Source organism: Azospirillum brasilense, from assembly GCF_022023855.1.
In the GTDB taxonomy this organism is placed as follows: Bacteria; Pseudomonadota; Alphaproteobacteria; order Azospirillales; family Azospirillaceae; genus Azospirillum; species Azospirillum brasilense_F.
In genome coordinates this window covers 759,936-780,849 of record NZ_CP059449.1, presented here as the reverse complement: position 1 = coordinate 780,849, position 20,914 = coordinate 759,936, and the positions used below count along the sequence as shown (strand labels likewise).

At 71.1% G+C, this 20,914-nt stretch carries 24 protein-coding genes; 15 read left to right on the top strand and 9 right to left on the bottom strand.

What is annotated here, in order from left to right:
• Positions 1-7: 7 nt before the first annotated feature.
• On the bottom strand, positions 8-229 hold the full coding sequence (locus H1Q64_RS03735) for a hypothetical protein (protein WP_014239111.1): 222 nt from the start codon (positions 227-229) through the stop codon (positions 8-10).
• Positions 230-287: 58 nt separating this feature from the next.
• A complete protein-coding gene (locus tag H1Q64_RS03730) occupies positions 288-446 on the bottom strand; it encodes a hypothetical protein (protein WP_237904432.1) in 159 nt (52 codons plus the stop codon).
• A 229-nt stretch (positions 447-675) separates the two neighbouring features.
• Here H1Q64_RS03730 and H1Q64_RS03725 point away from each other — a divergent pair, with 229 nt between their 5' ends.
• From H1Q64_RS03725 to H1Q64_RS03705, 5 genes are all read left to right on the top strand, one after another.
• Positions 676-2,283 (top strand): ABC transporter substrate-binding protein, encoded by a 1,608-nt coding sequence (locus H1Q64_RS03725; protein WP_237904431.1) that lies wholly within the window; start codon positions 676-678, stop codon positions 2,281-2,283.
• 187 nt (positions 2,284-2,470) lie between these two features.
• Positions 2,471-3,490: an ABC transporter permease gene (locus tag H1Q64_RS03720; RefSeq protein WP_237904430.1), complete on the top strand. Its 1,020-nt coding sequence runs from the start codon at positions 2,471-2,473 to the stop codon at positions 3,488-3,490.
• A 10-nt stretch (positions 3,491-3,500) separates the two neighbouring features.
• Positions 3,501-4,421, top strand: coding sequence for a nickel transporter permease (nikC, locus tag H1Q64_RS03715; RefSeq protein ID WP_237904429.1), 921 nt, complete (start codon positions 3,501-3,503; stop codon positions 4,419-4,421).
• Positions 4,422-4,432: 11 nt separating this feature from the next.
• Positions 4,433-5,275, top strand: coding sequence for an ABC transporter ATP-binding protein (locus tag H1Q64_RS03710; RefSeq protein WP_237904428.1), 843 nt, complete (start codon positions 4,433-4,435; stop codon positions 5,273-5,275).
• Between the two features lie 3 nt (positions 5,276-5,278).
• On the top strand, positions 5,279-6,055 hold the full coding sequence (locus H1Q64_RS03705; protein WP_237904427.1) for an ABC transporter ATP-binding protein: 777 nt from the start codon (positions 5,279-5,281) through the stop codon (positions 6,053-6,055).
• Here the strand turns inward: H1Q64_RS03705 and H1Q64_RS03700 are convergent.
• The 4 genes from H1Q64_RS03700 to H1Q64_RS03685 all read right to left on the bottom strand — a co-directional run bounded on the left by H1Q64_RS03700 (position 6,039) and on the right by H1Q64_RS03685 (position 9,199).
• A complete protein-coding gene (locus H1Q64_RS03700) occupies positions 6,039-6,545 on the bottom strand; it encodes a MarR family winged helix-turn-helix transcriptional regulator (protein ID WP_237904426.1) in 507 nt (168 codons plus the stop codon). The genes H1Q64_RS03705 and H1Q64_RS03700 overlap by 17 nt on opposite strands.
• Before the next feature lie 122 nt (positions 6,546-6,667).
• Entirely contained in the window at positions 6,668-7,579 is a 912-nt protein-coding gene (locus H1Q64_RS03695; RefSeq protein ID WP_237904425.1) for a DMT family transporter, read from the bottom strand.
• 134 nt (positions 7,580-7,713) lie between these two features.
• On the bottom strand, positions 7,714-8,430 hold the full coding sequence (locus tag H1Q64_RS03690) for a metallophosphoesterase family protein (RefSeq protein ID WP_237904424.1): 717 nt from the start codon (positions 8,428-8,430) through the stop codon (positions 7,714-7,716).
• Positions 8,423-9,199: a nucleotidyltransferase family protein gene (locus H1Q64_RS03685; RefSeq protein ID WP_237904423.1), complete on the bottom strand. Its 777-nt coding sequence runs from the start codon at positions 9,197-9,199 to the stop codon at positions 8,423-8,425. Before H1Q64_RS03685 ends, H1Q64_RS03690 begins: the two co-directional genes overlap by 8 nt.
• 155 nt (positions 9,200-9,354) lie before the next feature.
• Between H1Q64_RS03685 and H1Q64_RS03680 the strand changes: the two genes are divergently transcribed.
• The 4 genes from H1Q64_RS03680 to H1Q64_RS03660 all read left to right on the top strand — a co-directional run bounded on the left by H1Q64_RS03680 (position 9,355) and on the right by H1Q64_RS03660 (position 12,765).
• Positions 9,355-9,891: a hypothetical protein gene (locus H1Q64_RS03680; RefSeq protein WP_237904422.1), complete on the top strand. Its 537-nt coding sequence runs from the start codon at positions 9,355-9,357 to the stop codon at positions 9,889-9,891.
• A complete protein-coding gene (locus H1Q64_RS03675) occupies positions 9,891-10,106 on the top strand; it encodes a hypothetical protein (RefSeq protein ID WP_114861414.1) in 216 nt (71 codons plus the stop codon). The genes H1Q64_RS03680 and H1Q64_RS03675 overlap by 1 nt, the downstream gene beginning before the upstream one ends.
• A gap of 150 nt (positions 10,107-10,256) precedes the next feature.
• A complete protein-coding gene (locus tag H1Q64_RS33960) occupies positions 10,257-10,985 on the top strand; it encodes a cold-shock protein (protein WP_330874505.1) in 729 nt (242 codons plus the stop codon).
• A 148-nt stretch (positions 10,986-11,133) separates the two neighbouring features.
• The gene (locus tag H1Q64_RS03660) at positions 11,134-12,765 is read left to right on the top strand and encodes an alpha-D-glucose phosphate-specific phosphoglucomutase (RefSeq protein WP_237904421.1); all 1,632 of its coding nucleotides are present in this window, start codon (positions 11,134-11,136) and stop codon (positions 12,763-12,765) included.
• A gap of 60 nt (positions 12,766-12,825) precedes the next feature.
• On the opposite strand, the gene H1Q64_RS03655 is transcribed toward H1Q64_RS03660, so the two are convergent.
• Entirely contained in the window at positions 12,826-13,512 is a 687-nt protein-coding gene (locus H1Q64_RS03655; protein ID WP_237904420.1) for a dienelactone hydrolase family protein, read from the bottom strand.
• Between the two features lie 119 nt (positions 13,513-13,631).
• Between H1Q64_RS03655 and msrB the strand changes: the two genes are divergently transcribed.
• The 3 genes from msrB (at position 13,632) to H1Q64_RS03640 (ending at position 15,596) form a co-directional block, all read left to right on the top strand.
• The gene (gene msrB, locus H1Q64_RS03650) at positions 13,632-14,126 is read left to right on the top strand and encodes a peptide-methionine (R)-S-oxide reductase MsrB (RefSeq protein ID WP_237904419.1); all 495 of its coding nucleotides are present in this window, start codon (positions 13,632-13,634) and stop codon (positions 14,124-14,126) included.
• 140 nt (positions 14,127-14,266) lie between these two features.
• Entirely contained in the window at positions 14,267-15,286 is a 1,020-nt protein-coding gene (locus H1Q64_RS03645) for an LLM class flavin-dependent oxidoreductase (protein WP_237904418.1), read from the top strand.
• Positions 15,287-15,425: 139 nt separating this feature from the next.
• Positions 15,426-15,596, top strand: coding sequence for a hypothetical protein (locus H1Q64_RS03640; protein WP_014239127.1), 171 nt, complete (start codon positions 15,426-15,428; stop codon positions 15,594-15,596).
• Position 15,597: 1 nt separating this feature from the next.
• On the opposite strand, the gene H1Q64_RS03635 is transcribed toward H1Q64_RS03640, so the two are convergent.
• Positions 15,598-15,999, bottom strand: a complete 402-nt coding sequence (locus H1Q64_RS03635; RefSeq protein WP_237904417.1) for an STAS domain-containing protein — start codon at positions 15,997-15,999, stop codon at positions 15,598-15,600.
• Positions 16,000-16,100: 101 nt separating this feature from the next.
• Here H1Q64_RS03635 and icmH point away from each other — a divergent pair, with 101 nt between their 5' ends.
• Genes icmH through tagF form a run of 3 tightly spaced genes read left to right on the top strand, consistent with a single transcriptional unit; the run spans position 16,101 to position 20,105 of the window.
• Complete coding sequence (gene icmH, locus H1Q64_RS03630) at positions 16,101-17,444, top strand: type IVB secretion system protein IcmH/DotU (RefSeq protein WP_237904416.1); 1,344 nt, start codon at positions 16,101-16,103, stop codon at positions 17,442-17,444.
• A 10-nt stretch (positions 17,445-17,454) separates the two neighbouring features.
• Positions 17,455-19,461 (top strand): type VI secretion system membrane subunit TssM, encoded by a 2,007-nt coding sequence (gene tssM, locus H1Q64_RS03625; protein ID WP_237904415.1) that lies wholly within the window; start codon positions 17,455-17,457, stop codon positions 19,459-19,461.
• Complete coding sequence (tagF, locus tag H1Q64_RS03620; RefSeq protein WP_014239131.1) at positions 19,461-20,105, top strand: type VI secretion system-associated protein TagF; 645 nt, start codon at positions 19,461-19,463, stop codon at positions 20,103-20,105. Before tssM ends, tagF begins: the two co-directional genes overlap by 1 nt.
• A gap of 36 nt (positions 20,106-20,141) precedes the next feature.
• Here tagF and H1Q64_RS03615 read toward each other — a convergent pair whose 3' ends face one another.
• Positions 20,142-20,807 carry an OmpA family protein gene (locus H1Q64_RS03615; RefSeq protein WP_237904414.1) on the bottom strand — a complete coding sequence of 222 codons (666 nt, stop codon included), beginning with the start codon at positions 20,805-20,807 and terminating at the stop codon, positions 20,142-20,144.
• Between the last annotated feature and the right edge of the window lie 107 nt (positions 20,808-20,914).

Sequence of the window (20,914 nt, the reverse complement as noted above, 5' to 3'; positions counted from 1 at the left end):
AGGGCCGCTACGCCGCCTGGACGCTGTTGTCCTTGCGCCGGGACAGCTGCAACTGGCCGTCCAGGCATTTCACGTAGGTGGTCTTGCCGGCCTTGAGGTTGTCGCAGACGGTGACCAGCGCACGCGGGATCGCCGCGAATTCCTTGGAGCCGCGCGACTGCGTGTTGTAGGCGGCGAGGTGCTGGCGCAGCCCCTCCTTCGACACCGGCTTTCCGTCGTTCCCGATCATGGTCGTCCCCGCGTGTGTGGTCCTTGAGGGACGAGGCTACGCGGGGACGGTGCCGGACTCAACGCCCGCTGCCGTCCGTGGGCCGGTCCTCCGGCTTTCCGCCGTCGCCGGTCCAGTCGTCGGTGATGTAGCGCTGCGCGTCGCTGATCTTCTCCACCTCGTCGCGGCTCGGCGGCTTGGGCACGCGCGACTGGCCGTTCTTGTGGTCCTGGTCCATGGGTCCTCCATCGTTTTGCCAGTGATGTGGACGGACGGGCGGGATCGGCAAGCCTGTTGCGGACCGGGTTAAGGCCTTCGCGTTTGGTCGCAGGGGGCCGCTATGACCGCCGCCCGCTTGACAGGCGAACCCGCGCCGCCGGATCATCCGGCCGTTAACCGCCAAGAATTCCAAAGAGAATTCGCCCCGTCCGGGGTCGTTCCGGGATCACGCAGGGAGTATGGGAACCATGAACACGCTCGCGCGCCGTCTGGCCGGTGCCGCTCTTCTGTCCGCCGGTCTTTCCTTCGGCCTCGCGGCCACGCCGGTCCTGGCCGACACGCCGAAGGACACGCTGGTCATGGCCTGGCAGTTCGACGACATCGTGACGCTCGATCCCGGCGAGATCTTCGAGCTGTCGGGGGCCGAATACGGCGCCCAGGTCTACGACCGGCTGATCCGCTTCGACGTCAACGACGTCAGCAAGATCTACGGGCAGGTCGCGGAAAGCTGGACCGTCTCCGACGACGGCAAGACCTTCACCTTCACCATCCGCGACGGGATCAAGTTCCACTCCGGCAACCCGCTGACGGCGGAGGACGTGGCCTACTCGCTCCAGCGTGCCGTGAAGATGAACAAGGGGCCGGCCTTCATCCTGACCCAGTTCGGCCTGACGCCGGAGAACGTCGATCAGAAAGTCCGCGCCACCGACCCGCGCACCCTGGTGTTCGAGACGGACAAGACCTACGCCCCGACCTTCGTGCTCTATTGCCTGACCGCCGACGTCTCCGGCGTGGTCGATGCCAAGCTGGTCAAGAGCAAGGAGGTCAACGGCGACTTCGGCGCCGCCTTCCTCAAGGCCAACTCCGCCGGATCCGGCCCCTTCGTGCTGCGCCAGTGGAAGGCCAGCGAGCTTTTGTCGCTGGAGGCCAACCCCAATTACTGGGGCGGCGCCCCGGCGGTGAAGCGCGTGCTGATCCGCCACATTGCGGAGCCGGCGACCCAGCGCCTGCTGCTGGAGAAGGGCGACGTCGACGTGGCCCGCAACCTGAAGCCGGAGCAGTTCGAGCCGCTGCGCAGCAACGACAAGATCCGCATCGTCCAGGCGCCCAAGGGCACGCTCTATTATTTCGGCCTGAACCAGAAGAACGAGGTGCTGGCTAAGCCCGACGTGCGCAAGGCCTTCAAGTACGCCGTGGATTACGACGGCATGGCGAAGACCATCATGAACGGTCTCGGCACCGTCCATCAGGCCTTCCTGCCCAAGGGCTTCCTCGGCGCGCTGGAGGAGAACCCGTACACGTACGATCCGGCCAAGGCGAAGGAGCTGCTCAAGCAGGCGGGCTATCCGGACGGCATCACGGTGACCATGGACGTCCGCAACACCTCGCCCAGCATGGACATGGCCCAGGCCATCCAGGGCAGCGCGGCGGCGGCGGGCATCACGGTCAAGCTGCTGCCGGCGGACGGCAAGCAGGTGGTCACCAAGTACCGCGCCCGCAACCACGAGGCGCTGCTGTACCAGTGGGGCGCCGACTACCAGGACCCGAACACCAACGCCGACACCTTCGCCGCCAACCCGGACAACGCCGACAATGCGAAGGCCAAGCCGCTGTCCTGGCGCAACGCCTGGGACATCCCCGAGCTGACCAAGAAGACCGCCGCCGCGGTCGAGGAGCGCGACACCGCCAAGCGCGCCGCGATGTACCAGGAGCTTCAGCGCGAGGTGCTGGAGACCTCGCCCTTCGTCATCATGTTCCAGCAGACCGAGGTGATCGCGGAGCGCAACAACGTCGAAGGGCTGGTCTGGGGGCCGAGCTTCGACAGCAACTACTACTGGAAGGTCAGCAAGAAGTAAGGGGGCTTTACCCTTCCCGCACTTCATCCCCTCTCCCCTCCGGGGAGAGGGTTAGGGTGAGGGGGATTCGCACGGCCCATACGTTCGGCACAAGCGCAACCCCCTCACCCTCCCCTCTCCCCAGGGGGAGAGGGTTTTTGCTTTCAAGCTCGGGTGAAACTTGGCCGCTATCTTGAAACGACCGGGGATGCCGGGGCGGCGCCATGCGATTCGCGGGGCGGGGCTGCTCGTCTCGGTGGCGCTGACCGTCCTCGGCCTCCTGCTCGTCACCTTCCTGATCGGGCGCGTGGTGCCCATCGACCCGGTGATCTCCGTGGTCGGCGACCGCGTGTCCGCCGACACCTACGCCCGCGTCCGGCAGGAGCTGGGGCTGGACCTACCACTGTGGCAGCAGTTCCTGCGCTATGTCGGCGACGTGCTCCAGGGCGATTTCGGCACCTCGGTGCTGACCTCCCGCCCGGTGCTGGAGGACATCCTGCGCGTCTTCCCGGCGACGCTGGAACTGGCCACCGCCGCGCTGGTCGTCGGCGTTCTGCTGGGCATCCCGGCGGGGGTGATGGCCGCCGTCCACCGCGGCCGCTGGCCGGACCATCTGATCCGGGTGATCGGGCTGATCGGCCATTCCATCCCGATCTTCTGGCTGGGGCTGATGGCGCTGCTGGTCTTCTACGCGCGGCTCGACTGGGCGCCGGGGCCGGGGCGGGTGGACGTCTTCTATGAAGGGCTGGTCGATCCGGTGACCGGGATCATCACGGCGGACGCCCTGCTGGCCGGCGAGACCGACGTGTTCTGGAACGCGCTGCACCATCTGGTGCTGCCGGCGGGCATCCTCGGCCTCTACAGCGTGGCCTACATCGCGCGCATGACGCGCAGCTTCATGCTGGACCAGCTCCGCCAGGAATACATCACCACGGCCCGCGTGAAGGGCATGTCCGAGGCGCGGGTGATCTGGCGCCACGCGCTGGGCAACATCGCGGTGCCGCTGACCACGGTTGTGGCGCTGTCCTACGCCTCGCTGCTGGAAGGTTCGGTGCTGACGGAGACGGTGTTCGCCTGGCCGGGGCTGGGGCTTTACATCACCAACTCGCTGCTGTCGGCGGACATGAACGCGGTGCTGGGCGGCACGCTGGTGGTGGGGGCGGTCTTCATCGGCCTGAACCTGCTGTCCGACCTGCTCTATCGCCTGCTGGATCCCCGTGCGAGATGAGGGTGGCACGATGACCGCACAGACGCATGCGACCGAAAGCGGGCTGCGGGCGTGGCTGACCGCGGAGACGCCGAAGTCCCGCGGGCAGGCCCGGCTGGGCCGGGTCTATCTGGGCTGGCTGGCCTTCGCGCGCAACCGGCTGGCCATGATCGGGCTGGGCATCGTGCTGCTGCTGGTGCTGATGGCGGCGCTGGCCCCGCTGCTCGCCCCCTACGACCCCTACACGCAGGACCTGTCGCAGCGGCTGCTGCCGCCCAGCGCGGCGCACTGGCTGGGCACCGACGCCTTCGGGCGGGACATCCTGTCGCGCATCCTCTACGGCTCCCGCCTGACGCTGATGATCGTGGCGCTGGTCGCGGTGACGGCGCCGGTGGCCGGGCTGCTGATCGGGACGGTGGCGGGCTATCTCGGCGGCTGGGTGGACGCGGTGCTGATGCGCGTCACCGACATCTTCCTGGCCTTCCCGAAGCTGATCCTGGCGCTGGCCTTCGTCTCGGCGCTGGGGCCGGGCATCGAGAACGCCATCATTGCCATCGCGATCACCAGCTGGCCGCCCTACGCCCGCATCGCGCGGGCCGAGACGATCACCATCCGCAAGAGCGACTTCATCAGCGCGGCGCGGCTCCAGGGCGCCTCGACGCCGCGGATCATCCTCGGCCATGTGGTGCCGCTCTGCTCCTCCTCGCTGATCGTGCGGGTGACGCTGGACATGGCGGGGATCATCCTGACGGCGGCGGGGCTGGGCTTTCTCGGCCTCGGCGCGCAGCCGCCCGCCCCGGAATGGGGTGCGATGATTGCCACCGGGCGCCAGTATGTGCTGGAGCAGTGGTGGGTCGCCACCATGCCCGGCATCGCCATCTTCGTGGTCAGCCTGGGCTTCAACCTGCTGGGCGACGGCCTGCGCGACGTTCTGGACCCGAAAGGCCAATGACCCAAGCGCCAATGAGCGAGACTCCTCTGCTGGAGGTCGAGAACCTCCGCATCTCCTTCCCCACCCGGACGGGCGTGACGCAGGCGGTGCGCGGCGTCTCCTTCACTGTGGGGCGGGAAAAGCTGGGCATCGTCGGCGAGTCCGGCTCCGGCAAGTCGATGACCGGGCGGGCCATCCTGCGGCTGGTCCCGCCGCCGGGCGTCGTCACCGCCGACAAGCTATCCTTCCAGGGCGAGGACCTGCTGACCCTGCCGGAGAAGCGGCTGCGCGGCATCCGCGGGCGCCGCATCTCCATGGTCATGCAGGACCCGAAATTCTCGCTGAACCCGGTGATGACCATCGGCGCCCAGATCGCCGAGGCCTACCGCGTCCATTCCAGCGCCGGCACGGCGGAGGCGAAGCGGCGCGCGCTGGAGATGCTGGAGGCCGTGCGCATCCGCAACCCGGAGCGGGTCTACGGCCTCTACCCGCACGAGGTGTCGGGCGGCATGGGCCAGCGCATCATGATCGCCATGATGCTGATCCCCAACCCCGACCTGCTGATCGCCGACGAGCCGACCTCGGCGCTCGACGTCACGGTGCAGATGCAGGTGCTGGCGATCATGGACGAGCTGTGCTCCAGCCGCGGCATGGGGATGATCTTCGTCAGCCACGACCTGAACCTCGTGGCGTCCTTCTGCGACCGCATCCTGATCATGTACGCGGGCCGGGTGGTCGAGACCTGCCGCGCGTCGGAACTGCACGCGGCGAAGCATCCCTACACCCGCGGCCTGCTCGACAGCCTGCCGCGTCTGGACGACACACGGGCGGAGCTGCCGGTGCTGGCGCGCGACCCGTCCTGGCTGGAGGGCTGAGGGATGATCGACGTCAAGGATCTGCGCGTCACCTTCGGCCATGGCGCCGACGCGGTGGCCGCCGTGCAGGGGGTGTCCTTCGCCGTGCGGGAGGGCGAGAGCTTCGGGCTGGTCGGCGAGTCGGGGTCGGGCAAGTCCACCGTGCTGCGCGCCGTCGTCGGGCTGAACCACGACTGGACCGGGTCCATCGCCGTGGCCGGCGCGACGCAAAGCCGCCGCCGCGAGAAGGGCTTCTTCAAGTCCTGCCAGATGGTCTTCCAGGACCCCTACGGCTCGCTGCACCCGCGCCACACCATCGACCGCATCCTGGCCGAGCCCATCGCCATTCACGGGCTGCGCGACGCCGACGCGCGGATCGACCGGGTGCTGCGCGACGTCGGACTGGGGCCGCAGTTCCGCTTCCGCTACCCGCACCAGCTCTCCGGCGGGCAGCGCCAGCGCGTCGCCATCGCCCGCGCCCTGGTGCTGGAGCCGCGCGTGCTGCTGCTGGACGAGCCGACCTCGGCGCTCGACGTGTCGGTGCAGGCGGAAATCCTCAACCTGCTGAAGCGGCTGCGGGCGGAGCACGCGCTGACCTACGTGCTGGTCAGCCACAATCTGGCGGTGGTCGCCACCATGTGCGACCGCTTGGCCGTGATGAACAGGGGCCGCATCGTCGAGGAGATGGATGTGGACTCCCTGCGCCGTGGGGCGGCGCGGGAGGACTACACGCGGCAGCTCCTGCGCGCCAGCCAGGGCTACGACCGGGCGGCGGCGGACAGCTTCAAGGACTTCGCGTAGCAGGGCGGGCGGCCAGGGCGTCGGCTTGGGCCTGGAGCTTGGCCAACAGGCCGTCGAGCTGCCCCATCTCCTCCTCCGTCAGGGCGCCGGTCAGCTCCCGCTCGTAGGCCAGGGCCAAGGGGACGATCTCCGTATAGATCGCCAGCGCCTTCGGCGTCAGGGTCAGCTGCGCCTTGCGGCGGTCGGTGGCGCCCGATTCGCGCAGGATCAGCGCCGAATCGAGCATCCGGCTGATCGCCCGGCTGACCTGCACCTTGTCCATGGCGGTGCGCTGGGCGATCTCCCCCGCGCTCAGCGTCTCGCCGCCGCCCAGCACGGCGATGACCCGCCATTCCGGGATGGTGATGCCGAATCGCTTCTCGTACAGCTTCGCCACCGTGTGGCTGACCGTGTTGGACAGCACCGACAGGCGGTAGGGCAGGAAGCGGGTCAGATGCAGCACCGGCGCGGCTGGATCGGCGCCGGAACGCTTGCGGCGGGGAGAGGCCATGGGGTGTCGCGCCTTATCGGAATGCGGGAACCGGGTGCCGGTTTCTCCATCCTGCCCCGGAAATTGGCGGACGCAACCGTTTCAGATAAAAATTTCCAAACCGCGGAGATTTCCCGACCGGCTCAGCGGTTCACGATCAGCGCCACGCCCAGCACTGCGACGATGGCGCCCGCCCAGGCGCCGGCCCCCGGGCGCTGGCGGGTCCAGGCCCACAGCATCGGCAGGATCAGCACCGGGCTGGTGGCCGACAGGGTGGCGACCACGCCGGCGTTGCCGTGGGCCAGCCCGATCAGCAGCAGCGTCATCCCCAGCCCGAGGCCGATGAAGCCGTTCACCACCACCTGGGCGAAGATGCGCGGCGTCAGGCCGGGGCCGAAGCCGAAGCGCTGGCCGGGCAGCAGCCCGCCGGCGAACAGCAGCAGCCCCGACATGCCGACGCGCACCGCCGCCGCCGCGATGGGGTCGGCGCCCGCCGCCATCACCGGCCGGGCGATGACCGAGCCGGCGGCCTGGCAGACGGCCGCGATCAGGCAGGCGCCGACGCCGACCAGCAGGCGCCCCCGCACCGACTCCCAGTCGTGGGGAACGGTGCCGGTGCCGTTCGGCACCGGGCTGGCGCGGAAGAAGATCGCCAGCATCACCCCGGCGGTGACCAAGGCGATGCCGACCGCCGTCCACGGCCCCAGCGCCTCCCCCAGCACGGCCCAGGCGAGCAGCGCGGTGATCGGCGCGTTGGTGGCGTAGATGACCGAGTTGCGGCGCGGTCCGATGCGCCCCAGCGCCCAGAACAGCGCGGTGTCGCCCATCACGATGCCGACCGCGCCGGACAGCGCCAGGATCGCCGCCCCTTGTAGGTCGAGCGTCTGCCAGCCGCCGAGCAGAGTCGCGGCCAGCGCCGTGCCGACGAAGACGATGCTCATGCGCAGGCGGTTGAAGGCGACCGAACCGATGGCCCGCACCGGGCCGATGGCGATCAGCCCGCTGGCCGCCCAGCAGAGCGCAGCCCCCAGGGCGGCGAGGTTGGCGGTCAGCATGATGGAGGGAGGAAAAGGGCAGGGTGGGGCATGGTGGCCGCACCCTATCCGGAACCCCGCCGGGGCGGTAGTGCGACGGTGGCATGGCGGGGGTGTGGGGAGGTCGTCGCGTCGGGCCCCCCACTAACCTTCCCTCACACCTCGATCAGTGCGTAGGGCCTCCCCGACTCCTTCTCGATGGTCTGGGCGACGTTGTAGACCGGCGTGCCGCGCAGGGTCCGGCCGGCGTAGCTTCCGTGGTGGGCGTGGCCGTGGACGACCGCCTGGACGTGGAAGCGGTCGATGGTCTCCGCCAGACGGGAGGAGCCGAGGAAGGGATAGATCTCGGTCGGCTCGCCGCGCACCGTCTCGGCGATGGGGGCGTAGTGCAGGACGACCATCGTCCGTTCCGTCTCCAGCTGGCGCAGGGCGCTTTCCAGCCGCATCGCCTCGTTCACCGCCTCGTGCACGAACTGCTTGATCGCCGGTTCACCGAAGGCGTCGAGCATGCGGTTCTCGAACCCGCCGCCGAAGCCCTTCACCCCGGCGAAGCCGACGCCGCGGATCTCCACCGGGTTGCCGTCGAGGAAGCGGACGCCCGCCTGCTCCAGGATGCGCTGAAGCTCCTCGACATGGCCGCATTCGTGGTCGTGGTTGCCCAGCACGGCGACCACCGGGATGCCGATGGCGCGCAGGTCCTCGGCCAGCACCTCGGCCTCGCGCGGCTTGCCGTGGTTGGTCAGGTCGCCGGCCAGCGCCAGGACGTCCGCCCGGTCGGCGATCTCCTGGAACAGCTCGCGGTAGGGATGGGAGGAGGTTTCCCCCACATGGATGTCGCCGATGGCGGCGACCTTCAGGGTCGAATCAGCCATGCTTCGTTTCCTCGCCGACGACGTCGGCGAACCCCCAGTCCGTGACGTCGATCCGATAATCCTCGCGCGAGAACAGCCGCCCCCGGCAGATGCGGGTCTGCGGCACCGGCAGCTTCGCGCGCTCGTTCAGCCGGTCCAGAAGCTCCTGCAACAGCCAGGCGGGGATGTGGCCGCGCTCCGTCGGGTAGATGAAGCGGAAGTTCAGGACGTGCATCAGCAGCACCTCCCAATACTGCTCCATGTGGCCGAGCAGCCGTTTCCAGTCGATGTGGGCGTGCTGCTTCAGGATCATGTGGGCGACGTCGGGGCCGTCGTACTTGTGCCGCATCTGCACGAAGGCCTTGGAGAAGACCATTTCCGTCGGCGGGATGAGCTGCACGTCGGCGCCGCAGACCAGCGCGCGGTGATCCTCCTCGAACCAGCGGTCATTGACCGGGTTGATGGCGGCGGCGGAGTTGAAGATCACGTCGAAGAACAGGTCGCCGTGCAGGACCTTGCCGATCCAGCGCTCATCCTCGATCTCCGTCCCGAAGCCGCGGTCCTGGAAATGCGCGAGGATGCGCGGGAAGTCGCCGCCCCGGCAGAAGATGTCGATGTCCTTGGTCGGCCGGGTGATCCCGGTGTAGGCGCTGAGCGCGTAGGTGCCGCCCAGCAGGAAGGGTATGCCGGACTCCTTCAGGACCTTGAGACTCTCCGTGTAGAAGGCTTCGGCCTCGGCCGAGACATCGGCACGGCCTTCGCGCCCCCGGCCTTCACAGTTGCCGTCCATCGCACCCCCTCTCCCCCGCCGTTGTCCGTTGCGCCTTCAACAGGAGGAGCGGGCGAAACGGCACCACCGAATGGTGTCCATGGCGGGAAAAAGCAGGTGGAACCGCCGCACCGCTACACCGGTTGAGGGTGGTATTGCTGATGGGGAGGCAACCGATGGCACGACATCCGATCCCACAGGGCCTTTTGCTCGCCGCCGGCCTCGTGCTGTGCGGCGCCGGTCCCGCTCTGGCGCAGGGAAGCTGCGCCGCGCTGGTCGACCGCTTCGCCGCCGAGAACAACCTGTCGGCCAGCCCGCCGCCGGTCGCGACGCCGCCGGGCAGTTCCGGCTCCACCGCGGGGGATGGGGCCTTGCCGAATGGCAGTTCCGGCACGACGCCGGACCAGCTCGCCCGCTCGGGCGGGGTGGTGGCGCCGCCGGCCTCGGGCGATCAGGCGGTGATCGAGCCGCCGCGCACCGGCGCTCCCATGCCGACCGCCCCGGCGGTGCGGCCCGACGCCGCGCCCAACAGCGGCTCCTCGATGGAGAGCGGTTCGATGGGGCAGGCGGCGCGCAACGCCCAGATCGAATCGCTGGTGACCGCCGCGCGCTCCGCCGCCAAGGATGGCAACGAGCAGCTCTGCATGGAGTCGCTGGACAAGGCGCGTGGCCTGACCCGCGCCGCACCGGGCGCGACGGGTGGGGGCGGCTGATGGCGACAACGCGGATGATGGCCGAACTGATGGCCGCCGACCTGAGCGTTGCCGGCCCCCTTCCTCCTTCCCCGCCGACTCCCGACATGCCGGTGCCGCCGCCCGGCATGCCGGACATGCCGGGCGACCCGTCGCGGCCGCCGATCAAGGAGCCGCCGGACGCCATTCCGGTCCCGCCGGAGGAGCCGCCGCCCAACCCCGAGCGGCTGGCCTGAAACCGCTCGCCGGGGAGAAAAATGGCACCAGGGCCGCGGGCGCGCAAAACGGCGCGCCTGCGGTCTTGTGATTCGCGCGGGGAAAGGCGATGTGTTCTGTCGGGCACCGGAGGCCGGTGCCGAGTCGCCTTTTGGAGTTCAGTGGGTCTCATGCACCGTCAACCCCCGCGCCAGCACGTCTACCGCCAGCCCGTCGTCCTCGGCACCCAGGTTCAGGCCACCGTCAAGTGGTACGATCCGACCCGCGGCTTCGGCTTCGTCAAGTTCGAGGATGGGTCGCCCGACGCCCTGATCCCCGCCGCCATCGTCGGCACCGCCGGTCACGAGTCCCTGCCGGACGGCGCCACCGTCGTGGTGGACATCGTCGAGGGGCGCAAGGGCAACCAGGTCTCCACCCTGCATTCGGTCGACACCTCCACCGCCGTCCCGGCCCGTCCCGCCCGTGCCCAGGGGCCGCGCCCGTCCTATGGCGAGCGGGGTGGCTTCGGCGACCGCAACGAGCGTGGGGGTGACCGCGGGTTCGGTAACCGTGGTTTCAACGACCGGGGCGGTGATCGCGGGTTCGGTGGCCGGGGCGACAGCCGTGGCTTCAACGATCGCGGTGGTGACCGGGGCTTTAATGACCGGGGCGGCGATCGCGGCGGCCCGCGCCGACCGGCAGGCGGCCCGGCCACCCAGACCGAGGGCACCGTGAAGTGGTTCAACGCCACCAAGGGCTTCGGCTTCATCGCCCAGGACGGCGGCGGCCAGGACGTGTTCGTTCACATCAAGGCGGTGGAGCGTTCCGGCCTGCAGGGGCTGAACGACGGCCAGCGCGTCCGCATTTCCGTCCGCCAGGGCGACAAGGGTCCGGAAGCCGTCTCGGTCGAAGAGGCGTAAAGCGTCGGCCCACCGAAGGTGGGCCTCCGAAGGTAAGGTGTCGTTCGGCCCGGTTGAACGGCGGCGCAAAGCCGCGCATCGTGGCGGAGCGGGGCGGCGGTGCGACGGCACGCCGCCCCGGCCCGACACGACCAAGAGAGGACGTCCAGTGGTTCCCGTCACCTGTCCGACCACGCCCTTCGACGGCCAGAAGCCCGGCACCTCCGGGCTGCGCAAGGCCGTGAAGGTCTTTGAGCAGCCGCGCTATCTGGAAAACTTCGTCCAATCCATCTTCGACTGCGTGGACGGCCTGTCCGGCGCCACGCTGGTGATCGGCGGCGACGGGCGGTATCACAACCGCACCGCCGTGCAGACCATCCTGCGCATGGCCGCGGCCAACGGCGTCGCGCGCGCGGTGGTCGGGCGCGGCGGCATCCTGTCCACCCCGGCGGCCTCCTGCGTCATCCGCAAGCGCGGCGCCATCGGCGGCGTGATCCTGTCGGCCAGCCACAATCCCGGCGGCCCGGACGGCGATTTCGGCATCAAGTTCAACGCCGCCAACGGCGGCCCGGCGCCGGAGTCGATGACCGACGCCTTCTTCGCCCGCTCCAAGGCCATCACCGAATACAAGACGCTGGAGTCGCCGGACCTCGACCTCGACCGGCTCGGCGAGACGGCGCTCGGCGGCATGGCGGTGGAGGTCATCGACCCGGTGGCCGACTACGCGGAGCTGATGGAATCGCTGTTCGACATGGCGGCGATCCGCAAGCTGTTCGCGTCGGGCTTCCGCATGGTGTTCGACGCCATGCACGCGGTCACCGGCCCCTACGCCACGGAGATCCTGGAGCGCCGCCTGAGCGCCCCCGCCGGCACCGTCATCAACGGCACGCCGCTGGAGGATTTCGGCGGGCACCACCCCGACCCGAACCTCGCCCACGCGGAGGAACTGGTCGAGCGGCTGTTCGGGCCGGGCGCGCCGGACTTCGGCGCCGCCTCGGACGGCGACGGCGACCGCAACATGATCCTGGGCCGCAACGTCTTCGTGTCGCCCAGCGACAGCCTCGCCGTGCTGGCGGCCAACGCCACCCACGTCCCGGCCTTCAAAGGCGGTCTGGCGGGCGTCGCCCGCTCCATGCCGACCAGCCGGGCGGTGGACCGCGTGGCGGCGAAGCTGGGGATTTCCTGCTACGAGACGCCGACGGGCTGGAAGTTCTTCGGCACGCTGCTCGACGCCGGACGCATCAACCTGTGCGGCGAGGAGAGCTTCGGCACCGGCGCCGACCATGTGCGCGAGAAGGACGGGCTTTGGGCCGTCCTGATGTGGCTCAACGTGCTGGCCGCCCGCGGCCTGTCGGTGGCCGAGCTGATGGCCGAGCATTGGGGCACCTACGGGCGCACCTATTACGGCCGCCACGATTACGAGGCCATCCCGCAGGAGGCCGCCGACGCCCTGATCGCCGAATTGCGCGGGACACTGCCCTCGCTTGCCGGCACGGCTCTCGGCGGGCGCACGGTCGCGGCGGCGGACGAGTTCGCCTACACCGACCCGGTGGACGGCAGCCGGTCGGAGCGGCAGGGCCTGCGCGTCGGGTTCGAGGACGGGTCGCGCATCGTCTACCGCCTGTCCGGCACCGGCACGTCGGGTGCCACGCTGCGCGTCTATTTCGAGCGGTACGAGCCGGTCGGCGGCGAGCATGGGCTGGACGCCCCGGTGGCGCTGAAGCCGCTGGCCGATCTGGCCGCGGAGTTGGCCGGCATCGAGCGCCACACCGGACGCACGAAGCCGGATGTCGCCACCTAAAGGTTCGTTCTGAATGGAAGAGGCCCTTCCTCCCGCACCGGGGGAAGGGCCTCTTCCTTTTTAGAACACCGCTTGGAGCAGGCCCAGCGTACGCCGCTTGGCCAGGGCGGCGCTCGCCGCGTCGTAGCTGGCGCGCTCGTCGCAGTTGAAGCCGTGGCCGGCGGGGTAGAGGTGCGTGATGGCGCCGGGATGGCGCTGGCGAACCGCCTCGGCCACCGTCAGCGGGATGGCATGGTCCGTCTCGCCGAAATGCAGCAGCACGGGAGTGCGCGGAACCTCGTCCAACCGGTTGCCGATGCCGCCGCCATAATAGGCGATGGCGGCGCGGACGGGCAGGCGCGACGCGGCGGCCCAGGCAATGGTGCCGCCCCAGCAATAGCCGGCGATGGCCGCCCCCTCCGCCCCGCCGAGATGGGCGAGTCCGGCCGCCACGTCGGTCAGAGCGTCCTCGACGCTGACCGCGCCCATCAGGTCGCGGCCGCGCTGGACGCCGGCCTCGTCATAGGGCAGCTCCACCCCGCGCTCCGCCCGGTCGAACAAGGCGGGGGCCAGCGTGCGGTAACCGTCGGCCGCGTAGCCGTCGCAGACGCGGCGGATGTGGCTGTTGATCCCGAAAATCTCCTGGACGATCAGAAGCCGCCCCTTCTCCGGCCCGACGGGCCGGGCTTCGTAGGCGGTCAGCCGGTGCCCGTCGGACGCCGTCAGGTGCGTCCAGGCGCCGGTCGTGCCGGTGGTCGTTCCGGTCATGGCTGGTTTCTCCCTCCATTCGTTCCGTGCAGGGAAGATAGCAGCCTGACGCCGGGTGTCATCCGTGACCGACTGGCCCATATCCCCTAGGACCGTCATCCCGTCACTGGAGCCGCCCGATGTCCGCCCCCGCCGACCGTTCCCCGACCGCCGGACCCTTCGACCTGACGCCGCCGACGCCGGAGCAGCGCGCGGTGCTGGTGGAACGCCTGTCGGACGAGGAGCGGCACGTCCTGCTCAGCCACGGGACGGAGGCGCCGTTCTGCGGCGGCCTGCTCGACAACAAGAAGCCGGGCACCTACGCCTGCCGTCTCTGCGGCCTGCCGCTGTTCCGCTCCGGGACGAAGTTCGAATCGGGCACCGGCTGGCCGAGCTTCACCGCGCCCTACGAGAACGCGCATCTGAAGCTGGTGCAGGACAACAGCTACGGCATGGTGCGGGTGGAGACGCTGTGCGCCCGTTGCGGCAGCCACCAGGGCCACGTCTTCCCCGACGGCCCGCCGCCGACCGGCATGCGCTTCTGCATCAACTCCGTCTCGCTTGCCTTCCTGCCCGAGGGGCAGACGCTGGCCAGGAGCGTTCAGGATTGGGTGGAGGAGGGGGCGGCGTTCTAGCTCCGTATTGCCCCCACCCTAACCCTCCCCCGCTGACGCAGGGGAGGGGACTTGGTTCTCCCTCCCCTGCGAAGCGGGGGAGGGCCGGGGTGGGGGCAAAAGCCTCCCCCAAACCTCCCGTTTCATTGGATACCCCCCTCATGCCGACCGACGACACCTCCCGCTTCCCCATCTCCGTCCTCGACCTCGCCCCGGTCCCGGAAGGCAGCACGCCGGGCGACGCCTTGCGCAACACGCTGGACCTCGCCCGCCACGCCGAGCGGCTGGGCTACCGCCGCTACTGGCTGGCCGAGCACCACAACATGACCGGCATCGCCAGCGCCGCGACCTCGGTCGTCATCGGCCATGTGGCGGCGGGCACCTCGACCATCCGCGTCGGCGCCGGCGGCATCATGCTGCCCAACCATTCGCCGCTGGTCATCGCCGAGCAGTTCGGCACGTTGGAGGCGCTGTTCCCCGGCCGCATCGACCTCGGCCTGGGCCGGGCGCCCGGCACCGACCAGATGACGCTGCGCGCCCTGCGCCGCGACCCGTCGGTGGCGGAGCAGTTCCCGCAGGACGTGCTGGAGCTTCAGGCCCTGCTCGGCCCCGTCCAGCCGAGCCAGCGCGTGCAGGCGGTGCCCGGCGCCGGGTCGAACGTGCCGCTGTGGATCCTCGGCTCCAGCCTGTTCGGCGCGCAGCTGGCGGCGGCCTTCGGCCTGCCCTACGCCTTCGCCTCGCACTTCGCGCCGGACGCCCTGATGCGGGCGCTGCAGGTCTACCGGGAGAATTTCACGCCCTCGGCGCAGCTCGACCGGCCCTACGCCATGGTCGGGGTGAACGTCGTCGCCGCCGAGACCGACGCGGAGGCGCGCCGGCTCTTCACCTCCGCCCAGCAGAGCTTCGCCCGTCTGATCCGCGGCACCCGCGGCCAATTGCCGCCGCCCATCGACGACATCGAGAGCTTCTGGTCGCCCCTGGAGAAGGCGCAGGCGATGAACATGCTGTCCTGCTCCTTCGTCGGCTCGGCGGAGACGGTGCGGCGCGGGCTGGAGTCCTTCCTCGCCGAAACCGGGGCCGACGAGATCATGGTGGCCTCGGCCATCCACGACCACGCGGCGCGGGTGCGCTCCTACGAGATCCTGGCGGAGGTCCACGGGGCGCTGCGGGCCGCGGCCTGACGCGCTCCAAATTGGGGGAGAGGCCCGGCGCAACCGCACAGCGCGCTTCGCGGCCTGCGCCATGGACCGCGCCCAAGGGGAGTCTTATCGTCTGTGGCCCGGCGTCGCGTGACGCGGTTCACAGAGATGGAGAGGGGATATGGCCGAGTTTCCCCACGCCAGCAGGGTCAACGTGACGCTTGATCTGCCGCTCGACGTCTATCGGCGTCTGGAACAGCAGGCGCGCTACATGAGCGTTACCGTCGAGGCGCTGCTGAAGACTATCCTTGCGCAGCAGCTCTACGACTCCAGTCTTCGCAATATGGATTAGTTCATTGTCGTGAGGCGGCGCGCACGGCGGCGTCAAGATCGCCGTGACTCTCCAGAAGCGCCGCCAGCCCGGCCTCCTCCAGCACGCCGCGGACCGGGCCGGGCACCGCCGCCAGCACGATCCGCACGCCGGACCGCACCCCCGCGCTTCCCATGCTTGGCCGCGCCTGCCGCACCGCCAGCAGCAGCGAGCGCAGCCCCGCCGGGGTCAGTTGCGTCACCGCCGACAGGTCGAGCACCAGCCCGGCCGGCACCTTTTCCGGCGCGTCCGATGCGGCGTCCGGGGTGGCGGGGGCCAGCGCCGCGAACAGCCGCGCCTCGAACCGGGGGGCGGCGGCGCTGTCGATCGACCCCACCGGGCGCAGGATCGTCACGTCGCCGCGGACTTCTTCCGCGATTTGCATCAAACCCTCCGATTTCCCCATCCGGCCGGGCCTGCTATACCTCCTCCGGCGGGGGATTTCCCATCACACGGATCATCATACAGCAGAGCGGCGGCGGGGGCATGGAATCGGACGGACGCTTCGGTGGCGGGGCGGGCCTGCGGGACGGCGGGGAGTTTTCCGCGGAGTCCGGCGGTGGGCCGCGCGCGCTCCCGGCCTTCCTCGCGGCGGGGCCCGCCGTGGCCCCTGAGGACCGCCCGCAGGCGGAGGCGCCGCCGGACCAGCCGGCGCGGCTGCGCGGGGCGCTGAACCCACTGCTGGCCGCCGCCGGGCCGCTGCTCGACCTCGCCGGGTCGCTGCGCGAACGTTCGGGGCATGAGAACCCGGAGGGGCTGCGCGACGTCATCCTCGCCGAGGTCCGCCGCTTCGAGGAGGAGGCCGCCGCCATCGGCGTCCCGCCGGAGGAGGTGCGCGTCGCCCGCTTCGCCCTGTGCTCCATGCTGGACGACGTGGTGCGGGCCACCCCCTGGGGGGCGCGCTGCCGCTGGGCGCGCGAAGGGCTGGCGGTGGTGGTCGATCCCGGCGCCGGCGGGCCGGACCGTTTCTTCGACCTGCTCGACACCATGCTGAGCGATCCGCGCCTGCATCGGCTGGAGCTGGAGCTGTTCTACGCCTGTCTGTCGCTGGGCTTCGAGGGCAAGTTCCGCGACAAGCCGCGCGGCGCCCACGACCTCGCCCATCTGCGGGACGAACTGTTCCGCGTGCTGCGCCGCCTGCGCGGCGAGCGGGAGCGCGCGCTGTCGCCGCAATGGCGCGGCGTCGCCGAACGCTTCCGCCCGCTGGGGCACGTCCTGCCGCCCTGGCTGGCCGCGGTGGCGGTGGCGACTTTGCTCGGCGGGCTGTTCCTGACCCTGTCGGCTTCGCTGGGCGGCCGGGCGGACGCGGTGGTGGCTCGGCTGGGCGCGCTGCTTCCCGACCGGCCGCTGGAGCTGGTCCGCGCCGTTCCCCCGCCGCCGCCCAGCGCCGGGCCGGCGCTGGCCGTCCGGGTCACCGCCCTGCTCCAGCCGGAGATCCGTTCCGGCGCCGTGGCGGTGCTGGCGGGCGACGATGGGGCGCTGGTCATCCGCATCGAGGGGGCGGGCATGTTCGCCACCGGCAGCGACGCGATCCGCGCCCGCTACCGCGCCGTGGTCGACCGCGTCGGGCAGGCGCTGGGTCCCGAGGCGGGGCGCGTGGTGGTGGTCGCCCACACCGATGACCAGACCCCGCGCGGCGGCGGGCTGCCGACGCCGGAGGCGCTGACCGAGGCGCGGGCGGTGGCGGTGCTGAAGATCCTGGAGCGCACGCTGGGCGCCGAGCGCCTGACCGCCGAAGGGCGGGGCGAGCGCGAACCGCTGGCCCCCAACACCACGCCGGCCAACCGGGGCGCCAACCGGCGCGTCGATGTCCGCCTCTACCCCGAATAGGCCGCGGTCCATGAGCGAACCGTCTCCGCGCACCCGCCCCGAATCCCACTCCCACAACCGGGCCCGCAACCGGTCCCGCCGCGCCGACCCGGCGATGGCGCCGCGCCTGCGCTGGTGGACCACGCTCGCGGTCGCCTTGTCGGTTGGGCTGCTCGGCTGGGCGGTGATGCCACTGCTCGGGTTCGGTGGCTTGGCCCGCCTGCTGCCGGCGCTGGTCCTGCTCGGCCTGTGGTACGCGCTGAACCGGCACGAGGACGGCCGGCAGAGCGCCGCCAACGCCCGCTTCGTCGAGGCGCTGGCGGCGTCCCGCGACCCGGAGCTGAAGGCGTCGCTGGACGAGCTGGGCACGGTGCGCGAGCGGCTGGACGCGGTGATCGACCGGCTGAAGACGCAGCGCTTCGGCGCGCGCTGGGGCGGCCAGTATCTCTATCAGCTTCCCTGGTATCTGGTGATCGGCGCCCCCGGCTCGGGCAAGACCACGGCGCTGGCCAACGCCCGGCTGGGCGCGGCGTTGGGCGGCGGGCTGGACGGCATGCCGGTGCAGAATCTGGGCGGCACGCGCAACTGCGACTGGTGGTTCACCGACGAGGCGGTGCTGATCGACACGGCCGGCCGCTACACCACCCAGGACAGCCGCCGCGCCATCGATGGCCGCGTCTGGTCCGGCCTGCTCGACCTGCTGAAGGAGCACCGCCCCCGCCAGCCGGTGAACGGCGTGCTGCTGACCATCAGCCTGACCGACCTCGCCTCCTGGAGCGACGCGGAGCGGCACAGCCACGCCATCACCATCCGCCAGCGGCTGGGCGAGCTGCGCGCCCATCTCGGCATCCGCGTGCCGGTCTATCTGCTGTGCACCAAGGCCGACCTCGTGGACGGCTTCACCACCTATTTCGATCCGCTGGACCGGGCGGAGCGTGCCCAGATCTGGGGCATCACCTTCCCGGTGGAGGACGCGCCGCCCGGCCCGCTGGCCAGCTTCCACGCGCAGTACGCGGCGTTGCTGCGCCGGCTGGAGGAGCGGCTTCCCGAACGGCTGCACCAGGAGCCGGACATCCAGCGGCGCGGCGACGCCTTCGCCTTCCCGCTGCGCATGGCGGGCTTCGAGGCGGCTTTGGCCGACCTCGTCGACACCGCCTTCACCGCGGAGGCCGAGGAGGCGGTGCCGCTGCTGCGCGGCATCTACCTGACCAGCGCCACCCAGCCCGGAGCCTCCGCGGAATCGCCGGCCCAGACCTTCTTCCTGGAACGCCTGCTGCCCGAGGTCGTCTTCCCCGAGGCCAACATGGTCGGGGTGGACCGCGCGCTGGAGCGGGCGCGGCGGCGGCGGCACGTCTGGGCGCTCGGTGGGACGGCGGCGGCGGGCCTGCTGCTCGGGCTGGCCGGGCTGAGCGGCCACCGCGCCAACGAGGCATTGCTGGCGCGGGCGGAGGCCGCCGTGGCGGTGGCGGAGGAACGGCTGCGCGCCCTCGATACCCCGCCGCGCTCGCTGACGCGGGTGGAGGATTCCGACTTCCTGGCCGTCCTGCCGGCGCTCGACGCGCTGCGCGCGCTGCCGGCCGGCTGGACCGAGCGGGCGGAGCGGCGGGCGTCCCTGCTCGGCTTCGGCCTGTCGCAGGGGGAGCGCGTCGGCCTGCCCGCCGAGGACGTCTACCGGCGGGCGCTGCGCAGCGTGTTCCTGTCGCGCATCGTGCTGCGGCTGGAGGAGCAGCTCCGCACCGGCTGGGCGCGGCCCGACCTGCTGCGGCAGAGCCTGCGCGCCTACGCCATGATCGGCGGGCGGGAGCCGCTGGACCCGGCGGTCCTGGCCGAATGGCTGGCCGCCGACTGGCAGCGCACGCTCCCCGGCGCCGCCCATGAGGCGGAGCGCCGGGCGCTCGGCGACCATCTGGCCGCTCTGGTCGAGGCCGGCTTCGCCCCGGTGCCGCCGGACGAGGCGTTGGTGTCGCGCGTCCTCGACGTGCTGGGCCAGCCGACCGCGCCGATGCCCCGCACCCCCAACAGCGGCGGGGCCGGCTGATGAGCCCCGGTTTCGCGGTGGGCTTCCATGGGAAGGTGCCGGCGCGCGGCGATTTCGTGGGCTACGGCCTGCCGCGCGGCGTGCTGCTTCCCTGGGACGCCTGGCTGACGGAGGTTCTGGACGCGGCGGTGCGCCAGCTCGGCTCGCCCTGGGAGCGGCTGTTCCAGTCGGCCCCGGTCTGGCGCTTCGCCCTGTCCCCCGGCCTGTGCGGGGAACCGCCGCTGGCCGGGATCATGATGCCCAGCGCCGACCGGGTAGGGCGGCAATACCCCTTCACCATCGTCGGCACTCTGCCCTACGGCACCGACCTCGCGGTGGTGCCGGTGGCCTGCCTGCACTGGTTCACCCGCGCCGAGTCCATCGCCGCCGACGCCTGCCGCGCCGGGGCCGACGTGGACGCGCTGCCGGCGCGCATGGCGATCCTGGGCCGCCCGGAGCCCAACGGCGCCGACCCCACCGTCGCCACCGTGGTCGAGGAGCGCGTCGGCCCGCTGCCGCCCCGCGCCAGCCTGTGGTGGAGCCGCGGCGGCGGGCGGGTTCCGCCCTCGGTGCTGACCTGCTGCGGCCTGCCGCGCTCCTCCCGCGCCGCTGCCTTCATCGACGGCGCCTGGGAGCGGCGGGGCTGGGACGATCTCGACGGGTAGGGGGATAAGGTTCAAGCGTCGAGCCCCCCTCCCACTTCATCCCCCCAAATTCACGATCTCCACCCGCCGGTTCTCCGCGGCCTTCGGCTTTTTGGGCAGCAGCGGTTCCCGCGCGCCCATTCCGGCGGTGTCCAGCCGGTCGCGGCGCACGCCGTGCCGCTCCGCCAGATAATCCGCCACGGCATCGGCTCGGCGCTGCGAGAGCGCCCGGTTGGCCGCGTCGCCGCCCACCGCGTCGGTGTGGCCGACGATGCGGAAGCGGGCGGTCGCCGCCTCCGGCGCCGTCATCACCGCGCCGATGCGGTCGAGCACCGCCCGCGATTCCGGACGGATGCGCGCCGAGTTGAAGTCGAAGCCGATGCGGAAGGCGGCGCGAAGCCCGGCCTTCAGCGCCGCGACGGGCGGGTCCGGCGGCGCCCCCGGCAGGGCGGGCACGGCCACCGGGGCGGGAACCGGTGCGGAAGCCGATGCGGGAGCCGGGGGCGGTGCCGCCGCGACCGGCGGCGGTGGCGGGCGCTTCATGACGATGGGCGGGCAGCCGGGTCCGGCGGCGCCGAACAGGGCGGCCTGGATCTCGCACTCGCTGGGGTTGGGGCCGAGCGGGACGGCGGGCGGCGGCGGCGATTGCGCCAGGGCCGCACCCGCCGGAAGGGCCAGCCAGACCGCCAATGCCCCGATTGTTGGGAGTTTGCGCATCTGCATGCCCGTATTGTCCCAGGCTTGGGGGCGGGCCGTCAAATTCCGCGTGGAACAGTCGTGCGTGCCTCTGTACGATCCCGGTCCGATCTTTCGTTTGCGGTATGCGGGAG